Here is a 24021-nt window from a genome sequence, read left to right on the forward strand (position 1 = left end):
AACTCGACCGGCGATCAAGGCAGTTCGGGTGGGCGCAGGCGGGCCGCGAAGACGATGATGTCGTCCTCGGAGTCCTCGCCGAAGTTCTCCAGCAGCTTGGTGCACAACGCGTCGGGTTCCTCGGGGCCGACCGCGGCGGCACCGCTCAGGAGCTCCAGGCGTTCGTACAGGTTGCTGTCACGGGTCTCGACGAGCCCGTCGGTGATCATGAGGAGCCGGCTGCCCGGCTCGACGGAGTGGCTGACGGCGGCGGGCTGCGGCAGTCTCAGGCCCAGCAGGGGGCCGTGTTCTCTCAGGTACCGGGGCGCGGCGCCGGGAGCGAGCAACAGGGGCGGCAGGTGCCCGGCGTTCGCCACGTGCACACGTGCGTTGCCCGGTTCGATCAGCACGATGCACACGGTGGCGGTCCATCCGGGCTGGTGCAGTCCCAGGAGGTGGTCCAGGTGCTGCAGCAGGATGTGCGGGGGGTGGTCCTGGGCGGCGTAGGCGCGCAGGGCGTGGCGGAGTTCGCCCATGACCATGGCGGCCTGCAGGGAGTGGCCGACCACGTCGCCGACCGCGAGGAGGAGTCCCCGTTCGGTGTCGATGGCTTCGTAGAAGTCGCCGCCGATCTCGGTCATGGACGCGGCGGGCAGGTAGCGGACGGCGATCTCCGTCCCGGGGATCCGGGGCAAAGTGGCGGGCAGGAAGGTGCGTTGCAGGGCCAGGGCGAGTTCGTGTTCCTGTCCGAATCGTTCGACGACGTCCTTGTGCTCGACCGTCAGTTCCGCGTACAGGGCCATCACCCCGGCGTTGGTCTCGGTCAGCTCCTCGTTGAGCCGTTCCAGCTCGTCGCGTTGGGCGTGGGCCTCCTGCAGTGCGGCGATCAGGTCCCTGGTCTGTGCCTGCAGGTCGTCGATCGCGCTCGCGGGGCTGTCGGACTGCAACAGGGCCAGGACCTGCTCCACCTTCAGGTCCCTGGCGGCGAGTTCGGGAACGGGGCAGGTGATCTCGATCCGGCCGCCGCCGGCGCGGACCGGGTGGCCCGGGGCGCCGGGGGCCGGTTCGTAGCGGGTCTGCGGCAGCAGCCGGGTGACGGCGGTCAGCGACTCCGCGCTGGGTGCGCGGTCGTCGCGCCACTGCAGGAGGGCCTGGAGCGCGGCCGGTTGCCGTTGCATGGTGAACGCGGCGGTCATGACGGTGGGGCGGAGCAGATCGCGTCCCAGTTCGCTCAGCGCGGTGGCCAGGCGTACCTGGTCCCGGCTGTCCAGACCGACGGCCTGGGCGATGGTCTTGGCGTGGCGGCGCAGCGCGAAGACATCGCGCTCGGTGCTGACCGGCGTGACCAGCAGAGGAGTGTGGTCGCGGTGACGGGCAGGGGACGCGTTCACCGGGCCGCCTTGGCTATCACCGCGCTGGCGTCGTCCCGGCGGGTCCCGGCCTGGCGCAGCAGACCGGTGGCGATCACGGCGGGCGGGTGGTGCAGCAGGCCGGCCAGGTCGGCGGCGGTCCAGCGCTCGCTGAGCCCGTCGGAGTGCATCACCAGGATTCCGTGGGCGGGCAGGCGGTGTTCGTAGGTGCGCAGCTGGTGCAGCTGGTGGCCCGCGATACCGGGATGGGAGAGGAGGCTGGTGCGGGTCGTGGCGGTGACCAGGGCGGCGGTGATGTTCCCGACGCCGCAGAACAGCAGTCGGCCGTCGGGCTCCAGGCGGGCGACGGCCACCGCGGCGCCCCGGGTGCCGCGCAGGGCCCGGTGTACCTGTTCCATCGCCTGCTCGGGGGTGCGCGCGGCCCCGGTGCGGAAGGCCTGGACGGCCGCCTGCGCGGCCAGGGCGGCCATCGGACCGTGGCCCAGTCCGTCGCAGGACATGACGAGAACGCCGTGGCCAGGTCCGGCGACAGCGGCGTGCACGGGCACGGAACGGCCCCTTGCCCCTGGTCGCAGGAAGGCGTCCGTGCGTTTCGTGTCCCGGTGTGTGCGCTCGGACGGCGGTCGGGTGTCGGTCAGGGCCGACCAGTTGTGGGGCGCGGTGCGGGATTCGGCCGGGCGGGTGGTCCCGTCGTCCTCCGGCCGCGTGGTCTGCTCGCCGGTGTCCGTGCGCGCGGCCCAGGCGTCACCGCAGACCTGTTCGCCTCCGATCGGCCGGGTGATGCCTCCCACGGGGGGCTCACCGGCCACCGAGGGGTGCGGGGGGCGTGGCCAGAAGCGGGCCAGTTGGACGGTGCCGCTGCCCGGCTGGGAATGGATGTCGAAGGAGTCCGCCAGACGCTGGACCGCGCCCAGGCCGATACCCAAGGTGCCGACGGTCGACATCCCGTCCCGCAGCGCCGCCGGAACGTCCGCCATCCCGGGACCGCCGTCCACGGCCACCACCTCCACCCCGGCCACGTCCTGGTTGCGCAGGACGCGCAGCAGCAGGGAGCCGTCGACGGCGTGCTTGGTGATGTTGGTCGTCAGTTCGGCCACCGCCAGCACCAGCTCGGCGGTGCGCTGATCGCCCAGACCGATGCGCCGGCCGAGGGCGGCCGCGGCACCGCGGGCGGCTTCGGGCTGGTCGCGGAACCAGGCCACGTCCTCGCAGTCCACCAGTCGCGGCGGGACCGTCATCATCGGACCCACTTGGTGATGGTGACGGTGGTGCCCTGTCCCGGCGCGGTGTCCAGGACGAAGTCGTCGACCAGCCGTTTGGAGCCGGACAGGCCCAGGCCCATGCCGCTGCCCGAGGTCCAGCCGTCTGTCAGGGCCAGGTCCACGTCGGCGATGCCAGGTCCCCGGTCGGTGAAGACCAGGCGTACCCCGCGTCGTCCGCGTTCCTCCACCAGCAGGGCGGACATGGTGCCGCCGCCACCGTGGACGAGGGTGTTACGGGCCAGCTCGCTGGCGGCGGTGATCAGTTTGGTCTGCTCCACGAGGGAGAACCGGCACTCCTGGGCCAGCGCGCGCACCAGTTGGCGGGCCTGCACCACTCCGGCGTTCGCGGTGATCTCCAGTAGCTCCGGACCCCGGGGGGCGCCGCTCACTGGCCGGCCGCGGCATCCGGCGCGATGCCCTCGAAACCGGTGCCGGCCGGGGCACTGGAGTCGGTTTCGCCCTTCGCTCCGGCATGGGCCTGCTCCAGTACCCGCAGGCCCTTGTCCAAGGTCAGCGCGGTCCTCACGCCGCCCAGTGACAGGCCTAGCTCGACCAGGGTGATGGCGACGGCCGGGCGCATGCCCACCACGACGGTCTGCGCGTCCAGCAGACGGGAGATGGAGGCGATGGTGGCCAGCATCCGGCCGACGAAGGAGTCGACGATCTCCACCGCGGTGATGTCGATGACCACGCCGTGCGCGCCGGACTCCACCACCATGGCGGCCAGGTCGTCCTGCAGCAGCATCACCGCCTGGTCGTCCAGGTCGGTCTGGATGGACACGAGCAGCACTTGCCCGATCTGGAGTACCGGGACTCGCTCGCTCACCGGGTACCGGCCAGCGGTCCCGTGCGCGAGAACGCGACACCGGAGCGGCGCAGCGCGTGCCGCAGCGCGTCGGCGAGGGTGGCCTTGGTGACGATGTCACCGAAGTCGATGCCCAGGGCCACGATGGTCTGGGCGATCTGCGGACGGATGCCGGATATGGTGCACTCGGCGCCCATCAGCCGGGCCGCCACCACCGTCTTCAACAGGTGCTGGGCGACTTCGGTGTCCACCGCGGGAACACCGGTGATGTCGATGATGGCCTGCTCGGAGCCGGTGTCGATCAGCGCCTGCAGCATCTTCTCCATCACCACCATGGTGCGCGCGGAGTCCAGAGTGCCGACCAGCGGTACGCCGATCACCCCGTCCCACAGCTTCACGACCGGCGTGGACAGCTCCAGCAGCTGCTCGGCCTGCGCCGAGATCAGCTCCTCGCGGGTACGGGTGTAGACCTCGATGGTGAACAGGCCCAGGGTGTCCAGCAGCGCGGCGAACTTCAGATAGGCCTGCAGGTCGCCTTCCGCACCGTCCAGTGACGGCTCCAGGACCTCTTTGAGAGCGAACACGCTCACGGCGGTCTCGGTGGGCGTGAAACCCTGGAGGGCCCGGTTGCGCGACAGCTCGGTGAGCAGGGCGCGGACCTCGCCGAACGCCTCCCCCCGCCCGTCCATGCTGCCGCTGCCCAGCGCGGCCACCAACGCGGCGTAGATCTCCTGGAGTTCGCGATGGACCTCCGCGCGGCTCACCCGGCCGCCCAGCGAACCGGTGACCCTGTCCGCCCAGTCGGCGCCCAGGTCCTCGCCCCGGACGGACAGCAGACCGATCAAACGGTCCGAAACGACCTCACCAGCCACAGAGCACATCCCTCTTAGAGGAGACCGAGCGGTCCCCTCGGAACCTTAGGCCATTGGGGTGGGGTCAGAGGTCACCGATTCGCGGCGATGACGATCTCCGTTTCGGGCAGCCGGGGAGAAGGGCGATGCTGCCCGGAAACCCTCCCCTGAAACCGAGATATTCATCGCGTCCCCGGGCACCACCGCGGCCGGGGAAGTGACGGAGACGGACGTCGGTGCCCCCACCGCATACGAGGGCCGTGTCGCACCCGCCCCGGCCGCGGAAAAACAGAGAAAGGGCCGGCGAGGAAGTCGCCTTCCTCATCGGCCCTTCGCACCAATTCCCGGAACGAGGGTTCAGTCCTCACCTCTGACGATGTTCCCCTCGGGACTGTCCGCCTGGTCCCGCCGTGCGGCGAGGGCGGCTGTCGCGGGAATGCAGGTACGCACTCCGCTCCCGTGCCGACGACGCGCTTCCGCCCAGCCTGTCTCCGGCCGACGCGTGGCGATCTTCCTGCTGACCTCAGTGCTCACAACACTTCATCTTCTTCCTGCGCCGAGCCCGTTCGAAGCCCGGCTCATCCGTCGCCTTCTGGATACCCGACATCTCTCGGATACCCGGACCGAGTGCCCGTCCTCGACAGGGAGAAACGCGGATGCGGCGCAGCTCTCGGAATCCGAGGAGGGAACCGGCAATGGGATCATCATCCGCCAGGACGGCCCGACATGCACTTCGTGTTCCCACGGGGCCGGCGTGCTTCGGTGCGGGGCGGCTACGGTCCGTCGGGGCGGTGGCACGCGGGGCGTTCACGGTCTCGGCGGTGCGGAGGCCGATCCGGCGAGGGCTTCCGCGCGAGGCACCGAGGTGCGGGGATCCTTCATCGGGAAACGGCGTACGGATTCGCACGGTCGCATTCTCCGGAATTCACATGCCCCTGACTCGGAAACAGCCCCTCCGAAGAGATCCGGTCGCCTGTGCACCGCTGCGCGGAAGGGCGCGAACGTGCCTACTCTGGTCAGGAAGAGCCATCAGCGAAATCGGAGGACTCCATGATCGTCCTCGGCGTTATTCTGCTCGTCATCGGCTTCGTCACCGGAATCAGCATCCTGTGGACCATCGGCGTCATCCTGGTCGTCATCGGAGCCGTCCTGTGGATCGTGGGCTCCCTGGGCCACGGCGTCGGCGGACGCAAGCACTACTGGTAGCGAGCGCTACTGGTGCCCCACACATCGGCGCCGGGAGTTCCGCGATCCCGGAGCGGACACGGTCCGTCCTCGGTGCAGAAGAGGCAGGCAGGCCAGCCATGGCGAAGCAGCCGAAGTCGTCCCAGCCCCCGCACGGCGAGGGTCCCGGCCCGCACAAGGGCACACACCAGCACGGCTGGTCCCCGGACGTCGACGAGACCCGTCAACAGGACAACCCGAGCGCCCACCGCTCGTTCCACCCCGACCAGTACGCTCCGCCAAAGGGTCCGGGCCGCAGGGTCTCCAAGGAAGAGGCCGGAAATCCGCACGGCAAGTCCGTGAAGAGCACGAGCGACCGCGGAGAACGGCAGAGCAGGACCGGCGGTGACGAGACGGGTATGCACGACACCGGGCCCAAGGGTCGCTCGCGGCGCCCCAGCGGATCCAAGGACGCGTCCGCCACGACCGGCATCGACCCCCAGGATCCGCCCCGCGGACGCGGGACCCGCTGACACTCCGCCCCACCCGGTCACCCGTCACCCGGTCCCTTGTCCCCTGTCACCTGTCACCTGTCACCCGTCACCCGTCACCCGTCACCCGTCACCCGTCACCCGTCACCCGTCGAGGCTGACCGGCGTGCACGGCAGCCTGGCGACGCGCGGGGGCATGCCCGGGGACAGCCGAAGAAGCCGAAGAAGAGGGCGATCGTGGGCTGCGCGGCCAGGCCGAGCCACAGCGCGTGGTCCGTCATGGCAGGAGGTCTTGTCGCATGGCTGTCCGTCATCAGCTGGTTCACACTCCGCCGCGGGCGGTGTGGGAGGTACTCGTCGACCCGACCCGGTACGGGGATTGGGTGGTCGGCCCCTCCCGCTCCACGCCCCTGGACGAGACCTGGCCCGAAGTCGGTTCCCGGATCCGGTACACCCTGCGGCTGGGGCCCTGGTCGACGGACGGGATCACGACCGTCCGCCACAGCGAAGCGGGCAGGGAGCTGGAACTGGAGGCTTCGTTCAAGTCGCTGGGCAGCGCCAGGATCTTCCTCGAACTCCGGCCATGGGGTGAGGAAACCCTCGTCATCTGTGACGAACACCCGCTGAGAGGCCTGGGCGGCACCCTCCACAACCCCGCCACCGAAGCGCTGCTGCAGCTCCGCCACCGGGGCATGCTCGCCCGCCTGGCGAGAGTCGTGGAACAGCGGCACGAGCGGACCCAGCATGCCTGACGCGGTCGTGATCGGCGCCGGCCCCAACGGGCTGGTGGCCGCGAACCTGCTGGTGGACGCGGGCTGGAGCGTGGAAGTCCTGGAAGCCCAGCAGGAGCCGGGAGGCGCGGTCCGCAGCGACCGCGGCGTCCATCCCGACTACGTGTCGGATCTCTTCAGCGCCTTCTATCCGCTGGCCGCCGCCTCACCGGTCCTCGCCCGGCTCGACCTCGCCGCGGAAGGATTGCGGTGGAGCCGGGCGCCGCGCGTGCTGGCCCACCCACTGAGGGACGGGCGGTGCGCCGTGCTGGAGCGCCGTGTGCGGGACACCGCGGACGGGCTGGCGGAGTTCGCGGCGGCCGACGCGGGCGCCTGGCAGGACATGTACGACGTGTGGAGCCGTGTCGGGCCGGACCTGGTGCAGGCCATGTTCACGCCCTTTCCCCCGGTCCGCGCCGGACTCCGCCTGGCCGCGAAGCTCCGTGCCGCCGGGGGGCTGCGGCTCGCCCGCAAGCTGTCCCTGCCGGTGCGCCGCCTGGGCGAGGAGGAGTTCGCGGGGGAAGGGGGACGCCTCCTGCTCGCCGGCAACGCCCTCCACGCCGACCTGGCCCCCGAGGCCGCCGGCAGCGGCGGCTTCGGATGGCTGATGTCGATGCTCGGACAGAGCCACGGCTTCCCGGTCCCCGTGGGCGGGGCCGGTGCCCTGACGGCGGCGCTGGTGACCCGCTTCCGGCGCCGCGGGGGCACACTGCGGTGCGGGGAGCGCGTCGCGGCCGTCGTCGTACGGCGCGGAGTGGCCGTCGGTGTCGAGACGACCGCCGGGGAAGCCGTCGTGGCGCGGCGGGCCGTCCTGGCCGACGTGTCGGCGTCCGTCCTCTACGGCGGCCTTGTCGGCGAGGAACACCTGCCCGGCCGTCTCCTGCGGGACCTGGAACGCTTCCAGTGGGACTTCGCGACGTTCAAGGTCGACTGGGCGCTGACGGGCCGGGTGCCGTGGGACGCGCCGCAGGCCTCCGGGGCGGGGACGGTCCACGTGGCCGACGGTGTCGACGGCCTGACCCGGTTCGCCTCCCAGATCGCCATGGGGCAGGTCCCCGACGAGCCGTTCGCCCTCGTCGGCCAGATGACCACGGCCGACCCCTGCCGCTCCCCCGCCGGCACCGAATCGGCCTGGGCGTACACCCACCTCCCGCAGCACATCACCTCCGACGCGGGCGGCGACCGCATCACCGGCCGATGGGACGTCCGCGAGCAGGAGGCCATGGCCGACCGCGTCGAGGAGCAGGTGGAACGTCTCGCGCCCGGATTCCGCGCACTGATCGGCGCTCGCCGGATCCTCGCCCCCACCACACTCCAGGCCATGGACGAGAACCTGCACAACGGTGCCATCAACAACGGCACCACCGCCCTGCACCAACAGGCGGTCTTCCGCCCCGTACCCGGCACCGGCCGACCGGAGACCCCCGTCGAGCGCCTCTACCTCGCCTCGGCGGCGACCCACCCCGGAGGCGGCGTCCACGGGGCGCCCGGAGCGAACGCCGCCCGGGCCGCGCTGCTGCGCCCCCCGGCCCTGCGCACCCTCCTCCACCGTGCCCAACGCGTCTGACCACGCACGACCAAGGGCTGTCCCGTAATCCCCGGCGGGCGCGACGACAGTTACGCACCTCGCCGCATTGTCGGATCGCCCGAATGCACCCGGTACGAGGTCGACCCTCCGCCTTGCGGCGCACCGCATCTGACGCCGCGCGCTGTGCACCTGACGCCGCGCGCTGATCCACCGGGGATTACGGGACAGCCCTTAGCGAGACCACACCTCGGGCCCTCCGCCGTGCCACTCGATGACCGGCGAGTCCGCCACATCGATCTCATCCACGTCTGTCCACCCGGCCCGCCGCATGATCTCGGCCAGGCCGCGCAGGCTGAAGGCCGCCCCCATGCTCTCCCCGTCGACGCACACTTGGCGCCCCTCCCCCTTGACGAGTGGGCTGACGATTACGGAACGCTCGGTCATGCTGGCAAGCATCGCGCGCGGCCACACCCCGCGCATCCGGACGTAGCCCGTGGCGTGGTGCTGGACGTGTCGACCGGCGGACTCCTGCGCGGGCCTCAGCGGCCTGGTCTCCCCAAGGCGCGGAGAGGTCATCGAGTTCACCGACGGACTCGCCCTCACCTCCGGCGGGCGGACGGCTGGGCTCGGCGCGGGTTCACCGGCTCGTCCACGGTCAGGTGGTGCGCAGCGGCGTCTTCGCATCGGACGACTCCCGCCCGGCGGGCCGGCCTCTTCCCAGCGCGGGCAGCGGGGCCTCACCTCGCCGGCGGGTGAGATACCAGCGTCTGCCGGTGTCGTAGGCCCGTCGAGCACGGCGGATCGCGGCCATCTGCGTGGCGAGGTGCACCTGGTAGCGCCAGGGTGTCTGGTTGCCCTGACGCACCGCCATGGCGTATGCGAAGGACACCGGGTCACGGTCGAGGTAGTCGTCGAGCTGTTCGAACCAGGCCATGCTCGAGCGGGCGCCCGCCTGTACGGAGTGCAGTTCGGTGCGACGGTGCTGGTCGTACTCCCGCAGCGCGACCGCCTTGTCCGGGTACTGCGCGAGGCTGTGGGCGAGGACGATCGCGTCGATCATCGCCAGCCGGGTCCCCGACCCCAGCGTGAAATGGGTGGTGTGCGCGGCGTCGCCCATCAGGACCGTGTCGTCCTGGACCCACGTCCGGTTGCTGACGTGCGCGAAGCGCTGCCAACTCGCCGGCTCGCCACGTGACTTGCTGATCAGTGAGTGACCGTCGAGTGCTCGCCGGAAGATCCCTTCCAGCAGTGGCATGCTCTCCTCGGCGCCGAGGGAGTCGAGTCCCAGGCCCTGCCACGTCTGCGGGGAGCACTCCACGATGCAGGTGCTGATCCCCTTGACCGACGGGTAGGCGTGGAACCATATCCAGCCCGCGGAGGTCTGCTCGAAACAGAAGACGAAGGTGTCGAACTCCTTGTCCGTGCCGAGCCAGATGTAAGGATTGCGGCCGACCTCCACACGGGGGGCGAAGTGCGCGGAGCGGGACTGCCGGATCCGGCTGTTGGCACCGTCGGCCGCGACGACCAGGTCGGCTTCCGGCAGGTGTGTGGGGTCCGTGGCCTGCCGCCCGTACTGGACGTCCACACCGAGACTCGACGCGCGCCGGGTCAGTACCTCCAACAGGGCCGCGCGGCCCATGCTGTACCCGTAGCCTCCGAAGTACGCCGACCCGTCGTGACGGGCACCGTGCAGGCACACCTCCTGGCCCTGCCAGAGCACGGATCTGGCGCCGATCTGCCGGGCGCTCTCGGGGTCGTTGTGGTGCAGGATGTCCAGCAGGTCGTTCCAGTAGACGACGCCCCAGCCGTACGTGGCCGCGGGCGGATCGCGTTCGAGAACGGTGATTTCGTGTCCGGCGTCGCGGAGCTTCGCCGAGATCGCGAAGTACAGTCCGGCCGGACCGCCACCCACGCAGACGATCTTCATCACGCCTCACAGCCTCGACGCCACTCGTGTCAGCGGATGCCGCCCGGATGACGGCAAGAATCCGGGCGTCCCACGGGCTCGGACGCCCGGATCCATCAGTTCATGCCAATCAGTTCATGACGGTCATACGGATGGCCGTGGCGAATGACTGGTCACCAGCCACCTCCGCCCCAACCGCCGCCACCCCAGCCGCCGCCGCCCCAGCCGCCCCCGCCCCAGCCGCCGCCACCCCAGCCGCCGCCCCAGCCGCCGCCCCAGCCGCCGCCGTGACCGCCCCAACCCCAGCCGCTGTCGTTGCCCCAGCCCCAGCCGCCGTGGCCGCCGCCCCAACCCCAGCCGTCTTCGTGCACGGACGAGGTTGCCGCAGGAGCAGACGCAGGAGCGCTTGCCGCGCTGGCCGCCCCGACTCCGGCTGCGATGGCGATGATGGGCGCCGTGCAGACGGCAATGGCCACTCGCCTGATGCGTGAAGTGTTCGCTCGCATGATGATCCCCTCTCCAGAGGGTTGATGTCGCTGCCGGGCGCAGGAGAGCGAGCGCCCATGCACATCGGGGCCGACACACAGCCCGTGTGCGGGGTCCGTCGCCGGAGGCCTTGCCTTCCGGGCCGCGGATTGCCAAGCTATATCTTTTGCCCACAAAAGGGACAAAAACCTGTATGTACCAACCTAGGAGTACAGCTCGACGAAGTCAAAGAAATGACGGTAAAAAGTGACAGCAACCGCCATCTGATCGTCAAGGCGCGTGCCGACCCGTCGCCACCGACCCGGTCGGCGGTGACGGACACGGGTCTCCGGCGCCGTCCCGGCCGGGACGGCGGCCCGACGCGATCGCGGCCGGAATCCCGCATCTCACCCCGCGTACTTCCCGCATCTCACCCTGCGTACGGTGGCCCCGCACGAGCACGAGGAGGCACGGCACCGGGCCGACATCGTCCGAGTGCGGCGCCGGGAGGGTCCGCGGGCCGGAGACCGATGGTCGCGCTCCAGCCCGCGGCGGACCTCAGCCGAGACCCAGCGCGAAGATGTGCAGGTCCGCGTCCTTGGGCAGGGTGACGGACTTGATCTGCTTGCCTTCCGGCACTTGATAGGGCTCGGTGGCGAAGACGAACGCCGCGTCACCCTTTCCGTTCGGGGTGTTGCGGTACTCCGTCTTCGCCACCACGGAGTTGCCGTAGACCGGATCGGTGCCGCCGCCCGGTCGGGTCCAGTCACCGAAGGACAGATCCGTCTGCGCGGTGGTGCCGTCGGTGAAGGTGACCGTGGCGCTCCCCCTGCGGTCGCCGTTCGTGGCGGAGCCGACGAAGAGCAGCCGTGTGGCGTCCTTGGTGTCGGCGGCGAGGTCGAGCCGCCGGCCGTCCGCCGTGACGCTGTCCGGGCGCCCCGCGGGCGTGCCGGGCCAGACGAACCTCGTACCGGAAACCTCCGTTGTCGCACCGCCCTTGAGCCCGGCCGCGGCCAGCGCCTGCCGCGAGTAGCTGTTGCCCGCGCCGTCGAAGTCCGCCAAGGCCGGTGTGCCGTCGCTCGACACGCCCACGGTCGCGTACGCGCCACCGAGAGCCGCGGTGACACCGCCTTCCTCGGCCACCAGGACGATCACGGTGCGGCGCACGGCGTCGCCGCCCTCCCGGCCGCGGACGGTGAACGGCACTTCGTAGTAGCCCGGTTCCGTCCCGGCCGCCGCCTTCACCGTCAACTCGGCGGTGCCGGAACCGGTGTCGGGGGCGAGGTTCATCCTGCCGCCCGACACGGACAGGCCGGGCGGCGCGTCCGCGGCGAGGATCAGGCTGCGGTCGTGTCCGGCCAGCCGCTGCCCGTGCACCGTGAGCGTCGTGCCGGGACCGCCCGGGTTCGCGATCACCTGGTTCTGTGCCGCGTACGCCAGGAAGTCCTGCTCGCCGTCGCGGTACGAAGGCGGCGCCGCCTTCGCCGAGGTGGCCCAGGACTTGTCCGGCGTGCCGGACAGGTCGAAGTCCAGTCGGCCGCCCTTGGTCACGGCCGACTCGGGCAGGTACGTGCGCTCATGGTCGCGGCCGTCCAGTCGCAGCCCGTGGACATAGGGTGTGCCCGCCGCGGCCCGCGGGGCTCGGATGTCCAAGTCCCGGCCGTGGCCCGGCAGATCCACGACCACGCGCGGGAAGAGCGGGCTGTGCACCGACAGGTCGGCGGTACCCGGTGTGGCGGGGTAGAGCCCGACGGCGGCCCAGACGTACCAGGAGGACTGGGCGCCGAGGTCGTCGTTGCCCGGCTCGCCGTCGGGGGTCGGGCTGAAGAGGCCGGTCGCGATCGACCGGACCTCCTCCTGCGTCTTCCACGGCCGGCCGAGGTGGTTGTAGACCCACGGCACTCCGAAGTCGACCTCGTTCCCGGCCCACATGTAGGGCTCGTTGGGCCCGGCGTTGAGCTTGCCGAAGAAGGTGTCGAGCCGCTTCGCCGTGGCCTCGCGGCCGCCCATCGCCTGGATCAGGCCGCCGGTGTCCTGCGGTACGAGCCAGTTGTACTGCGCAGCGTTGCCCTCGTCGAAGCCGTCCTGGCCGAACTTGCCCGCCGGCGGCGGCTGGTAGCCGGGGCCGTCCGGGAAAAGACCGTCCTCGCCCCGCGGGGAGAGGTAGCCGGTCGCCGGGTTGAGGATGTTCTGCCAGTTCTGGCCGCGGCGGGTGAAGGTGCGGGCCGTGTCCCGGTCACCGGCGGCCCGCGCCAGTTGCGCGATGGCGAAGTCGTCGATCGCCCACTCGAGGGTGACGGAGGCGCCGACGCGGGCGTGGTCCCCGCGGACGACGCTGTTGTTCGCGTAACCGCGCTCCATGTAGTCCTCGACGCCCGGCCGCTCCTGGTACGCGCCCGGCCTGCTGTCCACCGAGGTCGCCCCCTTGACCAGGTACTTCAGAGCGGCCTTGAGGTCGAAGTCGCGTGCGCCGTACGCGTACAGGTTCGCGATCAACGGGACGGAGTTGTCACCGGTCATCTGGCCCGTGTAGTCGTTCGCGAGCGGCCAGCGCGGCCACCAGCCGCCCTGCTCCGCGTCGTGGACGAGCGACTGCGCCATGTCGCTCGCCTGCTTCGGGAACAGCATCGCCTGCAGCGGGGCCAGCGAGCGGTAGGTGTCCCAGTCGGAGAAGTTGGCGTACTGCGTGCGGCCCTCGGGCAGCGTGCGAACCTTGTCGTCGAAGCCGATGTAGCGGCCGTCCGCGTCGTCGAAGGTGTTCGGGTGCATCAGCGAGTGGTAGAGGAAGGTGTAGAACATCTTCCTCTCGCCGGTCTCGCCGCCCCCGACGCGGATCTTGCGCAGTGCCTGCTTCCACTGGTCCCGGGTCTGCTCACGTACGTCGTCCGGGTTCCAACCGGGCATCTCCGCGGCCATGTTGGCCCTAGCGCCGTCGACCGAGACGTACGACATGGAGACCTTCGCGCGCACCGTACGTTCCTCGGCCGTGTCGAAGGTCAGATAGGCGCCCGCCCTGGGGGCGTCCACGGAGTCGCCGCCGTCGGTCACCGTCCTGCCGTCCCAGGTGCCGTGCGCGACGAAGGGGCGATCGAAGGTGATCGCGTAGTGCACGGTGTACTCGTTGCCCTTGCCGCAGAAGTTGCCCGTGGTCGCGGATCCGGTGATCTGGCGGTCGCCGGAGACCGTCAGGTCGGCCTTCTTGTCGCCGGCGAGGCTGCCACCGCCCTTGACCAGGACCTGCGCCTTCTTCCCGGTGTCGGCGGGAAACGTGAACGAGGCCAGCCCGGTGCGGGTGGTGGCGGTGAGTTCGGTGCGTACCTTCGCGTCGTCGCCGGTGGTCACGGCGTAGTAGCCGGCCTCGGCCTTTTCGTCCGTGTGCGTGAACGACTCGGTGCGGTCCCACGGTGCGCTGCCTATGTCGCCCGCGACCGGAAGCAGCGGCACGTCGCCGAAAGCGGTGCAGCCGACCGACGCGTGGTTGAGGCTGAAGCCCTTGATCCGGCTGCTGTGGTACTGGTACCCGGCGTACGAGCCCTCGGTGTCGGGCGAGAACTGCATCATGCCGAACGGGGTCGACGGGCCGGGGAAGTTGTTGATCTCTCCGACGGAGGCACCGCCGTTCCCGGTCCCGATGAGCGGGTCGACGAACTCGGTGGGATCTTCGACGAGGTCGTCGACCCGCGGCTTGGACAACGTTGTCTGACCAGCGGATGCCACTCCTCCCGAGCCCCCGACCAGTGCTGCCATGACAGCTGCTACGACTGCGACTTGCCTTCTCATGCGTCTCACGTGCGACTCCTGTGCGGTGGCGTCCCGGCCACCACACAGTCGGTCATGGTCACGCCAAGGTCAAGAGGCCCGCGGCACCACCGCGGAGGACGCCGCGAACGACCCCACGGGCCGGTCGGCCGGATTCGCCCTCGCGCCGCAGGCTTCCCCCGGCCACGAACGCCACGGTCAGGAGGGCGGAGAGCCTTGCAGCACGAGGGCGAGGCCCAGTTCGGCGTCGCTGTTCAGCGCGTCGTGGAAGGCTCTGTCATAGGCGTCGTCCCCCGCCGCCTCACGGGCTTGCAGCTCCCATTGGTCCCGAACCTCGGAGAGCTCGGGTGTGCCGTGGTTCGGATGGCCGAGCATGCGCCAGAAGGAGTTCCCGGTGCCGGATGTACGAGCGGCCCCGATGCCGTTGCCCTGAGCCGCGTTCGCTCCGGTCAGGAGGTCGAGAGCCAGGGCGATCCCCAGGTTGTCGTTGAGGTTGTGCTTGCTGGCCAGCATGGCTCGGGCGTGGCGTTCGGCGTCGTGCGCGCGCCCCTGGAGGAGGTCTATGAAGGCGAGTTGGTGGAACGCGTAGGACCGCGCCCAGTGCTCGCCGTACCGGAGGCTGAGACGACGCAGGCCGATGGCCGCTTCGTACGCCTCGGCAAGTCGGCCCAGCGCGGAGTGGGCGAACGTCCGGATCACCATGCAGCACAGCTGCGGTGCCCCCGACGGGGGCGACGTGCCGCGGGTGATCAACGCGTGGTCGCTCACGTCGTACGCGGCCTGGGGGCGGCCGGCCATGAGATGGGTGAGGCCGAGGGTGTGGGCGGCGAAGAGCGCGGACTGCGGGGTGCCGTCCTGCCGCGCCGCGTCGGCGCATTCCTCGCCGATGCGCAGGGCGGTCCGGTGGTCGCCCTGGAGGGTGAGCGTGATCCCCAGGGCCCAGAGTGCGCGGGTGCGGGACGGCCCCGGGGGCGTGTCGAGAGCCAGGGCGCGTTCGAGATAGTCGCGGGACTCGTGCAGGTGGCCGCAGCAGGGCCAGAACAGGCCCGTCCGGCCGGCCATTTCGAGGGCGGCGTCGGGGTCCGCCACGATGAGGTGGTCGAGTGCGGCGCGGATGTCGGTGTGGCTTGCGGAGATCCGCGCGTACCAGGCGACCTGCTGGCCGCTGAGCCAGCCGGCTTCGGCCTCGGCCAGCATGTTCGCGAAGTGCGCGGCATGGAGATGGACGAGGGCGTGCTCCTCACCGAGCTCGGCGAGCCACATCGCTCCGTACTCGCACAGTGTGTCGAGCATGCGGTAGCGGGTGCCCACCTGTTGGAGGACGGACTGATCGACCAGCCGCTCGAGAAGCCGGGGGATGTCGTGGGCCCCGAGAGGGCCGCCCGCGCAGACGGCCTGGGCGTCCGCCGCTTCGACGGGGCCGCGGAAGACGGAGAGCCTGGCCCACAGCAGGCGTTCGAGTGGGGAACACAGTTCGTGGCTCCAGCCGATCGCCGTGCGAAGGGCTCGGTGGCGCTTGGGCCATGCCGTCTCGTCCACGAGAGTGTCGAGCCGTGAGCCGAGGCGCTCGGCGATCTCCGTGAGGCTGCTTTCCCGCAGGCGCGCGCAGGCGAGTTCGACGGCGAGCGGAATTCCCTCCAGGCGGCGGCAGATGGCGGAGACGGCTTCGGCGGAGTCGGGGGAATCGAGGGACACCGCGGGTGCGGCCGTGGCACAGCGCTCACGGAACAGGCGTACCGCGTCTCCGCTGCCGGCGTCGTCCATGGAGAGCGGAGCGACCTCGATGCGGTGCTCACCCGGGACGCCGAGAGGTTGCCTGCTGGTGGCCATGACGGTCAACCGGGGCGCGGTGGCCAGAAGTTCGCTCACCAGGGACAGGCAGGAAGCCAACACCCGTTCACAGCAGTCGAAGACGAGCAGGACCTGCCGGTCGGTCAGCCATTCGCGCAGCGCCTCGACCGGGGAGCGCGGGTTGTGGTCCAGGAGATCGACCGCGTCGCAGACCGTGGCGGTGAACAACCGGTCGTCGTAGAGGTTGGACAGGTCGATCCACCAGACCCCGTCGGCGTACCGGCTCCGTGCCTGCTCCGCGACGCGCAGCGCCAGTCGGCTCTTGCCGACACCGCCGCCACCGGTGAGGGTGACCGCCCGGTGCTGGGCCAACGCCGTGCTGACTGCGTCGAGTTCGCTGTCGCGGCCGACGAAGCTGGTCGTCATGACCGGGAGGTTGCCTACCACGGCTCCATCCTGCATGGCCCGGGCACGGACCTAAACCCTCTTACAAGAAGCGGTCATAAACGATCGAGATTGACAACTATCCGATCGGACGGTTCCTGTAGCCGACGGGGTGTGGCACCTTCCCCCACCTCATGGACCCGATCGGGCCACTGCCGACACCCTCGCCGCACACCCCTCCCCCTCTGGCGCTCTCCCGCGCCACGGCCACCCCGCGCACCCCCTGCCGGCCTCGGGCGGCGCCCGTCCGGCCAGCTCGGCATGGCAGCCTCGGATGCCCCTCACCTGTCACCCCTCAACCGCGCCATCTCGGCGCACAGGAGCAGCTACTGACGTCACGTCAGCCATAGCCGGTACCCCTCTGACCCGCGCACTGGCGGATCCCCCGTGTCGGCCCGTCAGGGGGCGGCGCCCGAGGAATCGGCCTCCGCCGGAGGCCGCCTCGACGCCGTGGTACCCGTCGTGAGGGCGTCCCGGCGGGACCAGGTCAGGGCCGCCGTCGCGGTCAGGGCGAGGAGGGGGACGGCGAAGCCGGCTCGTGTGCCGCCCGGACCGTCGACGAGTCCGCCGACCGCGGCGGCGGAAACGGCGATACCCGCCGCACTCGCGGAGTTCGTCCAGGTGAGGGCCTGGGTCAGGACGGACCGGTCCATGACCGACTCGACAAGCGTCGAGGAGACGATGACGCACGGAGCGACGCCGGCGCCGGGGAGCAGCAGGGCGAGGCCGAGCTGCCAGGGGGCGTCGGCCAGGAGCGGCAGCAACGACGCGCAGGCCAGAAAGGCCAGGATCAGGGGCAGTTGGGCCGCGGGCGGGGTGTGCGGGCGGTGCCGTCCGTATGCCGGACCGGCCAGCAGGCTCGCCGCGCTCATCAGTCCGTACAGGAACCCGGCCGCCGCGGGGGCGTGGTGGACGCCGGCGAAGGCGCTCACCGAGACCTGCATCGAGCCGAAGAAGACGCCCAGGGCCAGATTGACCGTCAGCAGGGTGGCGAAGTTCCGGGTCAGCAGCGTTCCCGGCCCCCGGGCGGCCGTACGATCCGGGGCGGCCGTCGCGGCGGGCGCCGGGGCCGTGCGACGCAACGCCGCGAAGACCAGTCCGGCGCCTACTACCAGCACCCCCGCCAGCACCGTACCCGCGGCCGGGTGCAACCGTGTCGCCGTCAGCACCGCGAGGCCGGGACCGAGCAGGAAGGCCACATCGTTGCTGATCGTTTCGAGTGCGAAGGCCGGGGTGAGTTCGGCCCGGCCGTGCAGCAGGGCCGACCAGCGCGCCGCGGAGAGCGCGCCGATCTGCGGGACGGTCGCCCCGGCGCCGAGACCGGCCGCCATCAGCGGTACCGCGGGCGCCCCTGACAGGGCCAGCGCGATCAGGGCGGCGATCGCTCCGGCGTGGGCGCACAGGAGGGGGACGAGGACCCGGGGCTGCCCGAAGCGGTCCATGAGACGGGCCGTCTGCGGGCCCACCAGGGTCTCCGCGACGGCGAACGAGCCGGTGACCAGGCCGGCCACCCCGAAGGACCCGGTCTCGGCATGGACCAGCCGGACGATGCCGAGACCGGCCATGGCCACCCCGACCCGAGCGGGAGCCGCGGCCAGGAAGAAGGCCGCCGCGCCGGGGGTCCGCAGGGCGGAACGGTAGGAGGCGGTTCCTTTCCGAGCCGGGACGGTGGTGCGCGATCCCCGTGCGGAACGGGTGGGATCCGGTGCGGTACGACGAAGCCGACGCCGCGGTGTCACGGTGAACCTTCCGCTGCGCGGTGGGGCGGTCCGCGGGAACGGCGCCCGCCACGGGCACCGTCCCCCGCCGCCAGGAGTCGTCCAAGGTGACGCGGACGGGGCGGACTCGAAGTCCGCGTCGGCGTCGGCTCCAGCGCCGGCAGAAACGTTGAGTACTGAGATCGAGGAATCGGGATCGAAGATTGACCCGATCGGGAAACGACAGTATCCGTGACGGCGGGCGGTGAGAAGACCGCCGCGGAGAAGCGAGCAACCGGCCGACCCGCCAGGTGCAACGGTCGCCGGCCCGACAGTCTCCCGCGCGGCGGTCGGGCGAATCGGGAACTGCCTGGGCGCCGCCCCGCCTTGGCCGTCCGTATCGGTCCGGGTCACGACCCGTCGCTCGTCCCGCCTAGAACACCACCGCCAGCTCCTCCAGTGTCCTGCTGACCTCGGCCGCGAATTCCGCACGCGAGCTGTCCTCTTCGGTTGCCCACCACACATGGCCGTCGGGCCGGACGAGGGCCGCCGTGACGTGGGACCAGGCGGGGCCGCCGGTCTCGGCGAGTCGGCTGGCGTGGACGGCGATGCCGGCCTTCGTCGCCCGTTCGGCCACGCCCGCGTCCACCGGTTCCTCCCCCATCGTCAGCAGCACGGCGCGACCGTCGTGCAGGAGCGGGAGGACTCCCTCGCCCTCGGGGTCGTAGGCGCGGACGCCGGTCAGCGGGTGCGCTCCGGGGTCGGTGGGCGGGTAGGCGATGTCGAGCCCGGAGAGCTTGCCGGCCAGAAAGTCGGAGAAGGCACGTGTGCCGACGACCGCCTCGCTCAGCAGGGCGCGCAGTGCCGTGGTCTCGGGGGTCAGGCCGACGATGAGCGCCGTCTGCGCGAGGGTGTGCTCGGCGAGTTCCCGGCCGACCGGATGGCGTTCGGCGTGATAGGTGTCCAGGAGCTTCTCATCGGCGCGGCCCTGAACCACCGCGGCCAGCTTCCAGCCGAGGTTCATGGCGTCCTGGAGGCCGACGTTCAGACCGACGCCGCCGGCCGGCCAGTGGATGTGCGCGGCGTCACCGGCGAGGAGCACCCGACCCGCGCGGTAGGTGGCCGCCAACCGGGTCGCGTTGCCGAAGCGGGACAGCCAGGACGGGTCACGCATACCGAAGTCGGTGCCCGCGATGCGGACCGAGGCGTCTCGCAGCTCGTCCAGTGTCATCGGTTCGCGCGTCTGGTTCCGTGGGTCGTACCCGGTGACGCGGAACCTTCCGCCGGGCAGGGGCACGACGAGGAGGCGTCCGGCTTCGTTGAGTGCGGTGAATCCGGGGGTCAGGGGCGGTCGGTCGAGGACCACCTCGCCGAGGAAGCCGTACGCGGACGTCTCGGAACCCGGGAAGTCGATGCCGGCCTCCTGGCGCACCACGCTGCGGGCGCCGTCCGCGCCGACGACGTAGTCGGCGTCGACCGTGTACTCGCCGTCCGGGCCGTGCACCCGTACGGTCACCGACGAGCCGTCCTGGGTCAGCGCGGTGACTTCGTGGCCGCGACGGACCTCGACACCCGATTCGGTGACGTAGCCCTCCAGAAGCCGCTCGGTGTCCGACTGCGGCTGGGCCAGCAGATACGGGAAGGGGGTCGGCAGGTCACGGAAGTCGACGCGCGACTCGAGCATGCCGAAGTGCCAGTTCGGCAGGGGGCGACCGCCGGCGATCACGTCCTTGTGCCGGTCGCGCAGGGCCAGCACCTCGATGGTGCGCGGCTGGATGCCCAGGGCCTTGGAGTGAGGGCTGCGCTGACGGGCGCGTTCGAGGACGAGGGGGGTCACGCCGGCCACGGCGAGTTCGTGGGCGAGCCAGAGACCGACCGGGCCGGCTCCCACGATCACGACCTGCTGGTCGGAGGGCCCCTGTGAGGGGGCCTGAGGCGTGGCGGACATGTCGGTTCGTCTCCTTGGGAGCGGCGTGGGCGGCTATTGACCATGTGGTCATTAAAGATCCTAGTCCTCCCCGCACAAATGACCAAGCGGTCACTAGGAGTCTCGTGGGCGCCGGTAGATTTCACTCCATGTCCACCGCACAGACTCCGCCCGCCCGCCCCCGCCGCGTCCGCGATCCGGAGCTGCACCGCCGCGCCATCCTCGAGGCCGCGGCCCGGGCCTTCGCCGAGCGCGGCTACAACCGGGCCACGCTGAGGGACATCGCCCAGCGGGCCGGGGTCACGCACGGACTCGTGCTGCGTCACTTCGGCAGCAAGGAGGACCTGTTCCTCGCCGCGGTTCCCGGCACCCGCTCCATCGAGGACCTGGCCGAGGACTCCGGTGAACCCCTGGCCGCCCGCATCGCCCAGGAGTTCGTCCGTCGTCTGGAGAACCCCGAAGGCACCGACACCTTCGTCGCCCTGATGCGGAGCGCGACGGACGACGAACACGCCGCCGCCAAGCTGTACGTCGCCATGCAGCAGCGCACCGACGAGACCTATCGCCGGCTGCTCGGCGAGCACGCGCTGGAGCACCGGGTGCCGTTCCTGGCCGCACTGCTCGTCGGTGTCACCTTCAGCCGGTACGTCATCCGGGCCGGCGCACTGGCGGAGATGAGCACGGAGCGCTTCACCGAGGACCTGACCGCCTCCCTCGACGCACTGCTGCACGAGAGGCCGCGGACCGGACGCTCCACACCCCTCGGCGACCACCGGCGAGAGACCGGCGACGGCCGTACCGCCGGCTGACGTTCAGAAGCCGACGGCCACGGGTCCGGGCTTGTCTTCTTCCGGCGCAGCCAAGCAGCCATGACGCTTCACCCCGACAGGAGCGGGCCGATCAGGACAGCTCCCCAGCGCGCTGATCGCTACCAGACGGACTTCCCGGACCGGACGTCCGGCCGGCGTTCGCCGAGCGGATCGGATACACCAGTCGCTCCCGCCGGGCCCGTATGCCGAAAGCGTCCAGGTCTCCGTCCTCCTGGGCCGGGTGACGTGCACGGTCCTGCGCCCGGCAAGACAACGGTTCGTTCGGTGCGGGCCGGGATCACCTGTCGGTACGGAACCGGGCGTCTCCTACGCCCGGGAACGGCGACGGCGTGGTGTGTCGACCGGCGTGCCGGACTCGATGGGATCCGCCGCCCGTGACTGGACTATGAGGATGTCGTCGGCGGACAGTTCCCGGCCGTCGTCCGCGGTGAGGGCGACCGGCAGGGGTTGCCGGCCGGTGCGGGCGTCGACCACACGGTTGACGAGCTCGTCGTCGTCGAAGAGGTGCTTTTGGCCCCACTGGCGCAGTGCGGCCAGGACGGTGTGGAAGTCCCGGCCCTTCTCGGTCAGGACGTACTCGTGCGAGTTGCCCAGTGCCGACTCGTGGATCTCGAAGATCCCGACGGTCACGAGCTTCTGCAGGCGCGCGCTCAGGACGTTGGTGGCGAGGCCGATGTGGTTGCTGAAGTCCGTGAAGCGCGTGACGCCGTGCATCGCGTCGCGCAGGATCTGCAGAGTCCAGGTGTCGCCGACTTCGTACAGGGACCGGTCGATGGGGCAGGCGGACCGGCCCAGTTCCTGACGCTTCACCGCGACTCCCCTCTCCGTGTTGCTTGCAATTGTAGAGCAGGTGGGTGTCCTGTCCGATCGAAGCTGTTCCGGTGTCCGGCGGCGTCGCCGGGGTGTCCCGCCGCTCCTCCCCCGGCGGGACACACCCGGTTGTTCACCCGGCCTGGAGGTGGGTGCGGAAGAACCGCACGGCGGCACCGGTGCTCACCTCGAAGCCGGTGAGGTAGGGGTCGAAGTGGCCGCCGGGCACGAGAACCAGTTCCTTTGGTTCCAGGGCCCTCTCGTACGCGCTCAGGGCCAGGTCGGTGGGGGCGACGGTGTCGTGGGTGCCGACCAGCATCATCAGGGGTGTCGGCGAGATCTGGTCGATCCAGTGGCCCGGGTCGTAGGAACGGGCGCGCCGGTTGGACTGGACCGTGACGCGGTTCTCCCACACACCCTCCGGCGCGTTGTGCCGCAGGTAGAAGTCGATGGCGTCGGCGGAGCGGTAGGAGGCCTGCACGGTCGGGTCGTCGCTGACGAACGCCTGGCTCGCCGGTTCCTCGCCCCGGGCCTGGCCCAATTCGTCGGCGGCGATGGCCTGCTCGAGCTGACGGGTCAGGTGCGGCGGAACACGGCGTCGGCTGCTCTGGGAGCCGCTGACGGTCGGCACCTGGGCGTACACAGCCGTGATCCGGCGGTCCGTCGCCCCGAGAACGAGGGCGTGGCCGCCCGAGTAGCTGGAGCCCCAGATGCCGATGCGGTCCGCGTCGATCGGGTCGAGGGTCTGCAGGTGTGAGATCACCCGCCGCCAGTCCTCGATCTGCCGGTAGGGGTCGATGTCTTGGCGAGGCTCCCCGGTGCTGTCGCCGAAGCCCCGGTGATCATGCAGCGACACCGCGAACCCTGCCTCCGCGATACGGCGCGCGATCGCTTCGATGCCCTGGTGGTACTTGGTGCCGCCGAAGCCGTGGCTCATCGTCACGGCCGGGTGGGGCCCGGCTCCCTCCGGCAGGAACAGCCATGCGCTGAGCACCGTCCCGTCGGGCAGGTGAATCAGCTCATCTGTGCGCTGGACCATGAATTTCTCTCCTGGGGTGATCGGTGTGGTGCGGCCTCGCGGCGCACTCGCCTCTTCCGGCACGGCACCGCGGACGCGACGGCCCTTCGACGGCGACGGCATGACCGATCACGTCGGCACGCGCGTCGGGGCGAAGGCGCCGCTCCGGCGGGGCAGGCGAGGCGCGGCACCTCCCCCGCCCGGTTGCTTGCAAAACGCAAGTCGCGATGCCAGGATGACGCATATAGCTTGCAGAAAGCAAGTGAGATTCAGGAAGGGGGCGCATCAAGTGCCCGCAACGTACTCGTACGAGACAATTCGAACGGAACTGCGCAACGGGGTCCTGTGGGCCACGATCGACAACCCTCCCGTCAACCTCATCGACGAGCGGCTGGTCACCGATCTCGTGGCCCTGCTCGACCACACCGATACGGACGGTGACGTGCGCGTCGTGGTGTTCCGCAGTGCGGACCCGGACTTCTTCATCCCCCACGTCGACCTCAAGCGGATCCCCCAGTACACGGCGGCCGCCGCCACGTCCGGCGGACCGGACGACGTGAGTCTCGGCGCCCTGTTCCGGCGGCTCAGCGAGGCGCGTCCCGTCACGATCGCGCTTCTCGAAGGCCGGGCTCGCGGTGCCGGCGCCGAGTTCCTCTACGCGTGCGACATGCGGTTCGCGTCCCTCGAACGCGGCGTCATCGGGCAGATCGAGGTGGGCACCGGGGTCTTCACCGGTGCGGGCGCCGTCCAGCACCTCGTACGGCTCGCCGGCCGCGGCCAGGCCATGCAGATGATCCTGGGCTCGGAGGACGTCGACGCGCACGAGGCCGAACGGATCGGCGTGGTCAACAAGGCCCTGCCGGACGAGGAGTTGTCCTCATACGTCGAGCGGCTCGCCGAGCGCGTCGCCAGATTCCCGGAAGCGGCGGTGCGACTCGCCAAGCGCCGCATCAACGCGGCCGCTCTCCCGCCCAAGGAGGACGTCCACGTCGACGGCAGCATGTTCCAGGTCCTGGCGGGCGACGGCGCCGTCGCCGCCCGGGTGGGAGCCCTGATGCAGCGCGGACTCCAGGAGCGCTCCCGCACCGAGCTCGAACTCGGCACGGTCATCGGTGAGCTCTGAGGGCACTGAGCACCGGGCCGGCCGAAGGCCC

General features: G+C 70.8%; 20 protein-coding genes. 6 read left to right on the forward strand and 14 right to left on the reverse strand.

Annotated features, from left to right (window positions below):
* Window positions 1-14: 14 nt before the first annotated feature.
* Genes OG199_RS01160 through OG199_RS01180 form a run of 5 tightly spaced genes read right to left on the reverse strand, consistent with a single transcriptional unit; the run spans window position 15 to window position 4288 of the window.
* Window positions 15-1370 (reverse strand): PP2C family protein-serine/threonine phosphatase, encoded by a 1356-nt coding sequence (locus OG199_RS01160; protein ID WP_405827352.1) that lies wholly within the window; start codon window positions 1368-1370, stop codon window positions 15-17.
* Window positions 1367-2590 carry an ATP-binding SpoIIE family protein phosphatase gene (locus OG199_RS01165; RefSeq protein ID WP_405834386.1) on the reverse strand — a complete coding sequence of 408 codons (1224 nt, stop codon included), beginning with the start codon at window positions 2588-2590 and terminating at the stop codon, window positions 1367-1369. Before OG199_RS01165 ends, OG199_RS01160 begins: the two co-directional genes overlap by 4 nt.
* The gene (locus OG199_RS01170) at window positions 2587-3000 is read right to left on the reverse strand and encodes an anti-sigma regulatory factor (protein ID WP_356801011.1); all 414 of its coding nucleotides are present in this window, start codon (window positions 2998-3000) and stop codon (window positions 2587-2589) included. Before OG199_RS01170 ends, OG199_RS01165 begins: the two co-directional genes overlap by 4 nt.
* The gene (locus OG199_RS01175) at window positions 2997-3437 is read right to left on the reverse strand and encodes an STAS domain-containing protein (RefSeq protein WP_405827354.1); all 441 of its coding nucleotides are present in this window, start codon (window positions 3435-3437) and stop codon (window positions 2997-2999) included. The genes OG199_RS01170 and OG199_RS01175 overlap by 4 nt, the downstream gene beginning before the upstream one ends.
* Window positions 3434-4288 carry an STAS domain-containing protein gene (locus OG199_RS01180; protein ID WP_405827356.1) on the reverse strand — a complete coding sequence of 285 codons (855 nt, stop codon included), beginning with the start codon at window positions 4286-4288 and terminating at the stop codon, window positions 3434-3436. The genes OG199_RS01175 and OG199_RS01180 overlap by 4 nt, the downstream gene beginning before the upstream one ends.
* Window positions 4289-5317: 1029 nt before the next feature.
* Here OG199_RS01180 and OG199_RS01185 point away from each other — a divergent pair.
* The 4 genes from OG199_RS01185 (at window position 5318) to OG199_RS01200 (ending at window position 8259) form a co-directional block, all read left to right on the forward strand.
* Complete coding sequence (locus OG199_RS01185) at window positions 5318-5473, forward strand: DUF6131 family protein (RefSeq protein ID WP_266708321.1); 156 nt, start codon at window positions 5318-5320, stop codon at window positions 5471-5473.
* 98 nt (window positions 5474-5571) lie between these two features.
* Window positions 5572-5964, forward strand: a complete 393-nt coding sequence (locus tag OG199_RS01190; protein WP_405827359.1) for a hypothetical protein — start codon at window positions 5572-5574, stop codon at window positions 5962-5964.
* A 257-nt stretch (window positions 5965-6221) separates the two neighbouring features.
* Window positions 6222-6674: an SRPBCC family protein gene (locus OG199_RS01195; protein ID WP_356801008.1), complete on the forward strand. Its 453-nt coding sequence runs from the start codon at window positions 6222-6224 to the stop codon at window positions 6672-6674.
* A complete protein-coding gene (locus OG199_RS01200; RefSeq protein ID WP_405827361.1) occupies window positions 6667-8259 on the forward strand; it encodes a phytoene desaturase family protein in 1593 nt (530 codons plus the stop codon). Before OG199_RS01195 ends, OG199_RS01200 begins: the two co-directional genes overlap by 8 nt.
* Window positions 8260-8451: 192 nt before the next feature.
* Here OG199_RS01200 and OG199_RS01205 read toward each other — a convergent pair whose 3' ends face one another.
* The 7 genes from OG199_RS01205 to OG199_RS01235 all read right to left on the reverse strand — a co-directional run bounded on the left by OG199_RS01205 (window position 8452) and on the right by OG199_RS01235 (window position 20230).
* The gene (locus tag OG199_RS01205; protein ID WP_356801007.1) at window positions 8452-8664 is read right to left on the reverse strand and encodes a hypothetical protein; all 213 of its coding nucleotides are present in this window, start codon (window positions 8662-8664) and stop codon (window positions 8452-8454) included.
* Between the two features lie 211 nt (window positions 8665-8875).
* A complete protein-coding gene (locus OG199_RS01210) occupies window positions 8876-10147 on the reverse strand; it encodes an FAD-dependent monooxygenase (RefSeq protein ID WP_405834387.1) in 1272 nt (423 codons plus the stop codon).
* A gap of 152 nt (window positions 10148-10299) precedes the next feature.
* The gene (locus OG199_RS01215) at window positions 10300-10497 is read right to left on the reverse strand and encodes a hypothetical protein (RefSeq protein ID WP_356801006.1); all 198 of its coding nucleotides are present in this window, start codon (window positions 10495-10497) and stop codon (window positions 10300-10302) included.
* A 652-nt stretch (window positions 10498-11149) separates the two neighbouring features.
* Window positions 11150-14284, reverse strand: coding sequence for a GH92 family glycosyl hydrolase (locus OG199_RS01220; RefSeq protein WP_405827364.1), 3135 nt, complete (start codon window positions 14282-14284; stop codon window positions 11150-11152).
* A gap of 264 nt (window positions 14285-14548) precedes the next feature.
* Window positions 14549-16567 (reverse strand): NB-ARC domain-containing protein, encoded by a 2019-nt coding sequence (locus tag OG199_RS01225; RefSeq protein WP_356801004.1) that lies wholly within the window; start codon window positions 16565-16567, stop codon window positions 14549-14551.
* 416 nt (window positions 16568-16983) lie between these two features.
* Window positions 16984-18213, reverse strand: a complete 1230-nt coding sequence (locus OG199_RS01230) for an MFS transporter (RefSeq protein WP_405834389.1) — start codon at window positions 18211-18213, stop codon at window positions 16984-16986.
* A gap of 502 nt (window positions 18214-18715) precedes the next feature.
* A complete protein-coding gene (locus tag OG199_RS01235) occupies window positions 18716-20230 on the reverse strand; it encodes an FAD-dependent monooxygenase (protein WP_405827366.1) in 1515 nt (504 codons plus the stop codon).
* A gap of 128 nt (window positions 20231-20358) precedes the next feature.
* Here OG199_RS01235 and OG199_RS01240 point away from each other — a divergent pair, with 128 nt between their 5' ends.
* Window positions 20359-21018 carry a TetR family transcriptional regulator gene (locus OG199_RS01240; protein ID WP_356801001.1) on the forward strand — a complete coding sequence of 220 codons (660 nt, stop codon included), beginning with the start codon at window positions 20359-20361 and terminating at the stop codon, window positions 21016-21018.
* Window positions 21019-21345: 327 nt separating this feature from the next.
* On the opposite strand, the gene OG199_RS01245 is transcribed toward OG199_RS01240, so the two are convergent.
* Together OG199_RS01245 and OG199_RS01250 are read right to left on the reverse strand one after the other, a co-directional pair.
* Window positions 21346-21849 carry a winged helix-turn-helix transcriptional regulator gene (locus tag OG199_RS01245; protein ID WP_405827368.1) on the reverse strand — a complete coding sequence of 168 codons (504 nt, stop codon included), beginning with the start codon at window positions 21847-21849 and terminating at the stop codon, window positions 21346-21348.
* 133 nt (window positions 21850-21982) lie between these two features.
* Window positions 21983-22888 carry an alpha/beta hydrolase gene (locus OG199_RS01250; protein WP_401804977.1) on the reverse strand — a complete coding sequence of 302 codons (906 nt, stop codon included), beginning with the start codon at window positions 22886-22888 and terminating at the stop codon, window positions 21983-21985.
* A gap of 268 nt (window positions 22889-23156) precedes the next feature.
* Between OG199_RS01250 and OG199_RS01255 the strand changes: the two genes are divergently transcribed.
* The gene (locus OG199_RS01255; RefSeq protein ID WP_401804974.1) at window positions 23157-23990 is read left to right on the forward strand and encodes an enoyl-CoA hydratase/isomerase family protein; all 834 of its coding nucleotides are present in this window, start codon (window positions 23157-23159) and stop codon (window positions 23988-23990) included.
* The last annotated feature ends 31 nt before the right edge of the window (window positions 23991-24021 follow it).

Origin of the sequence: Streptomyces sp. NBC_01176 (assembly GCF_045039825.1) — a bacterium.
In the GTDB taxonomy this organism is placed as follows: Bacteria; Actinomycetota; Actinomycetes; order Streptomycetales; family Streptomycetaceae; genus Streptomyces.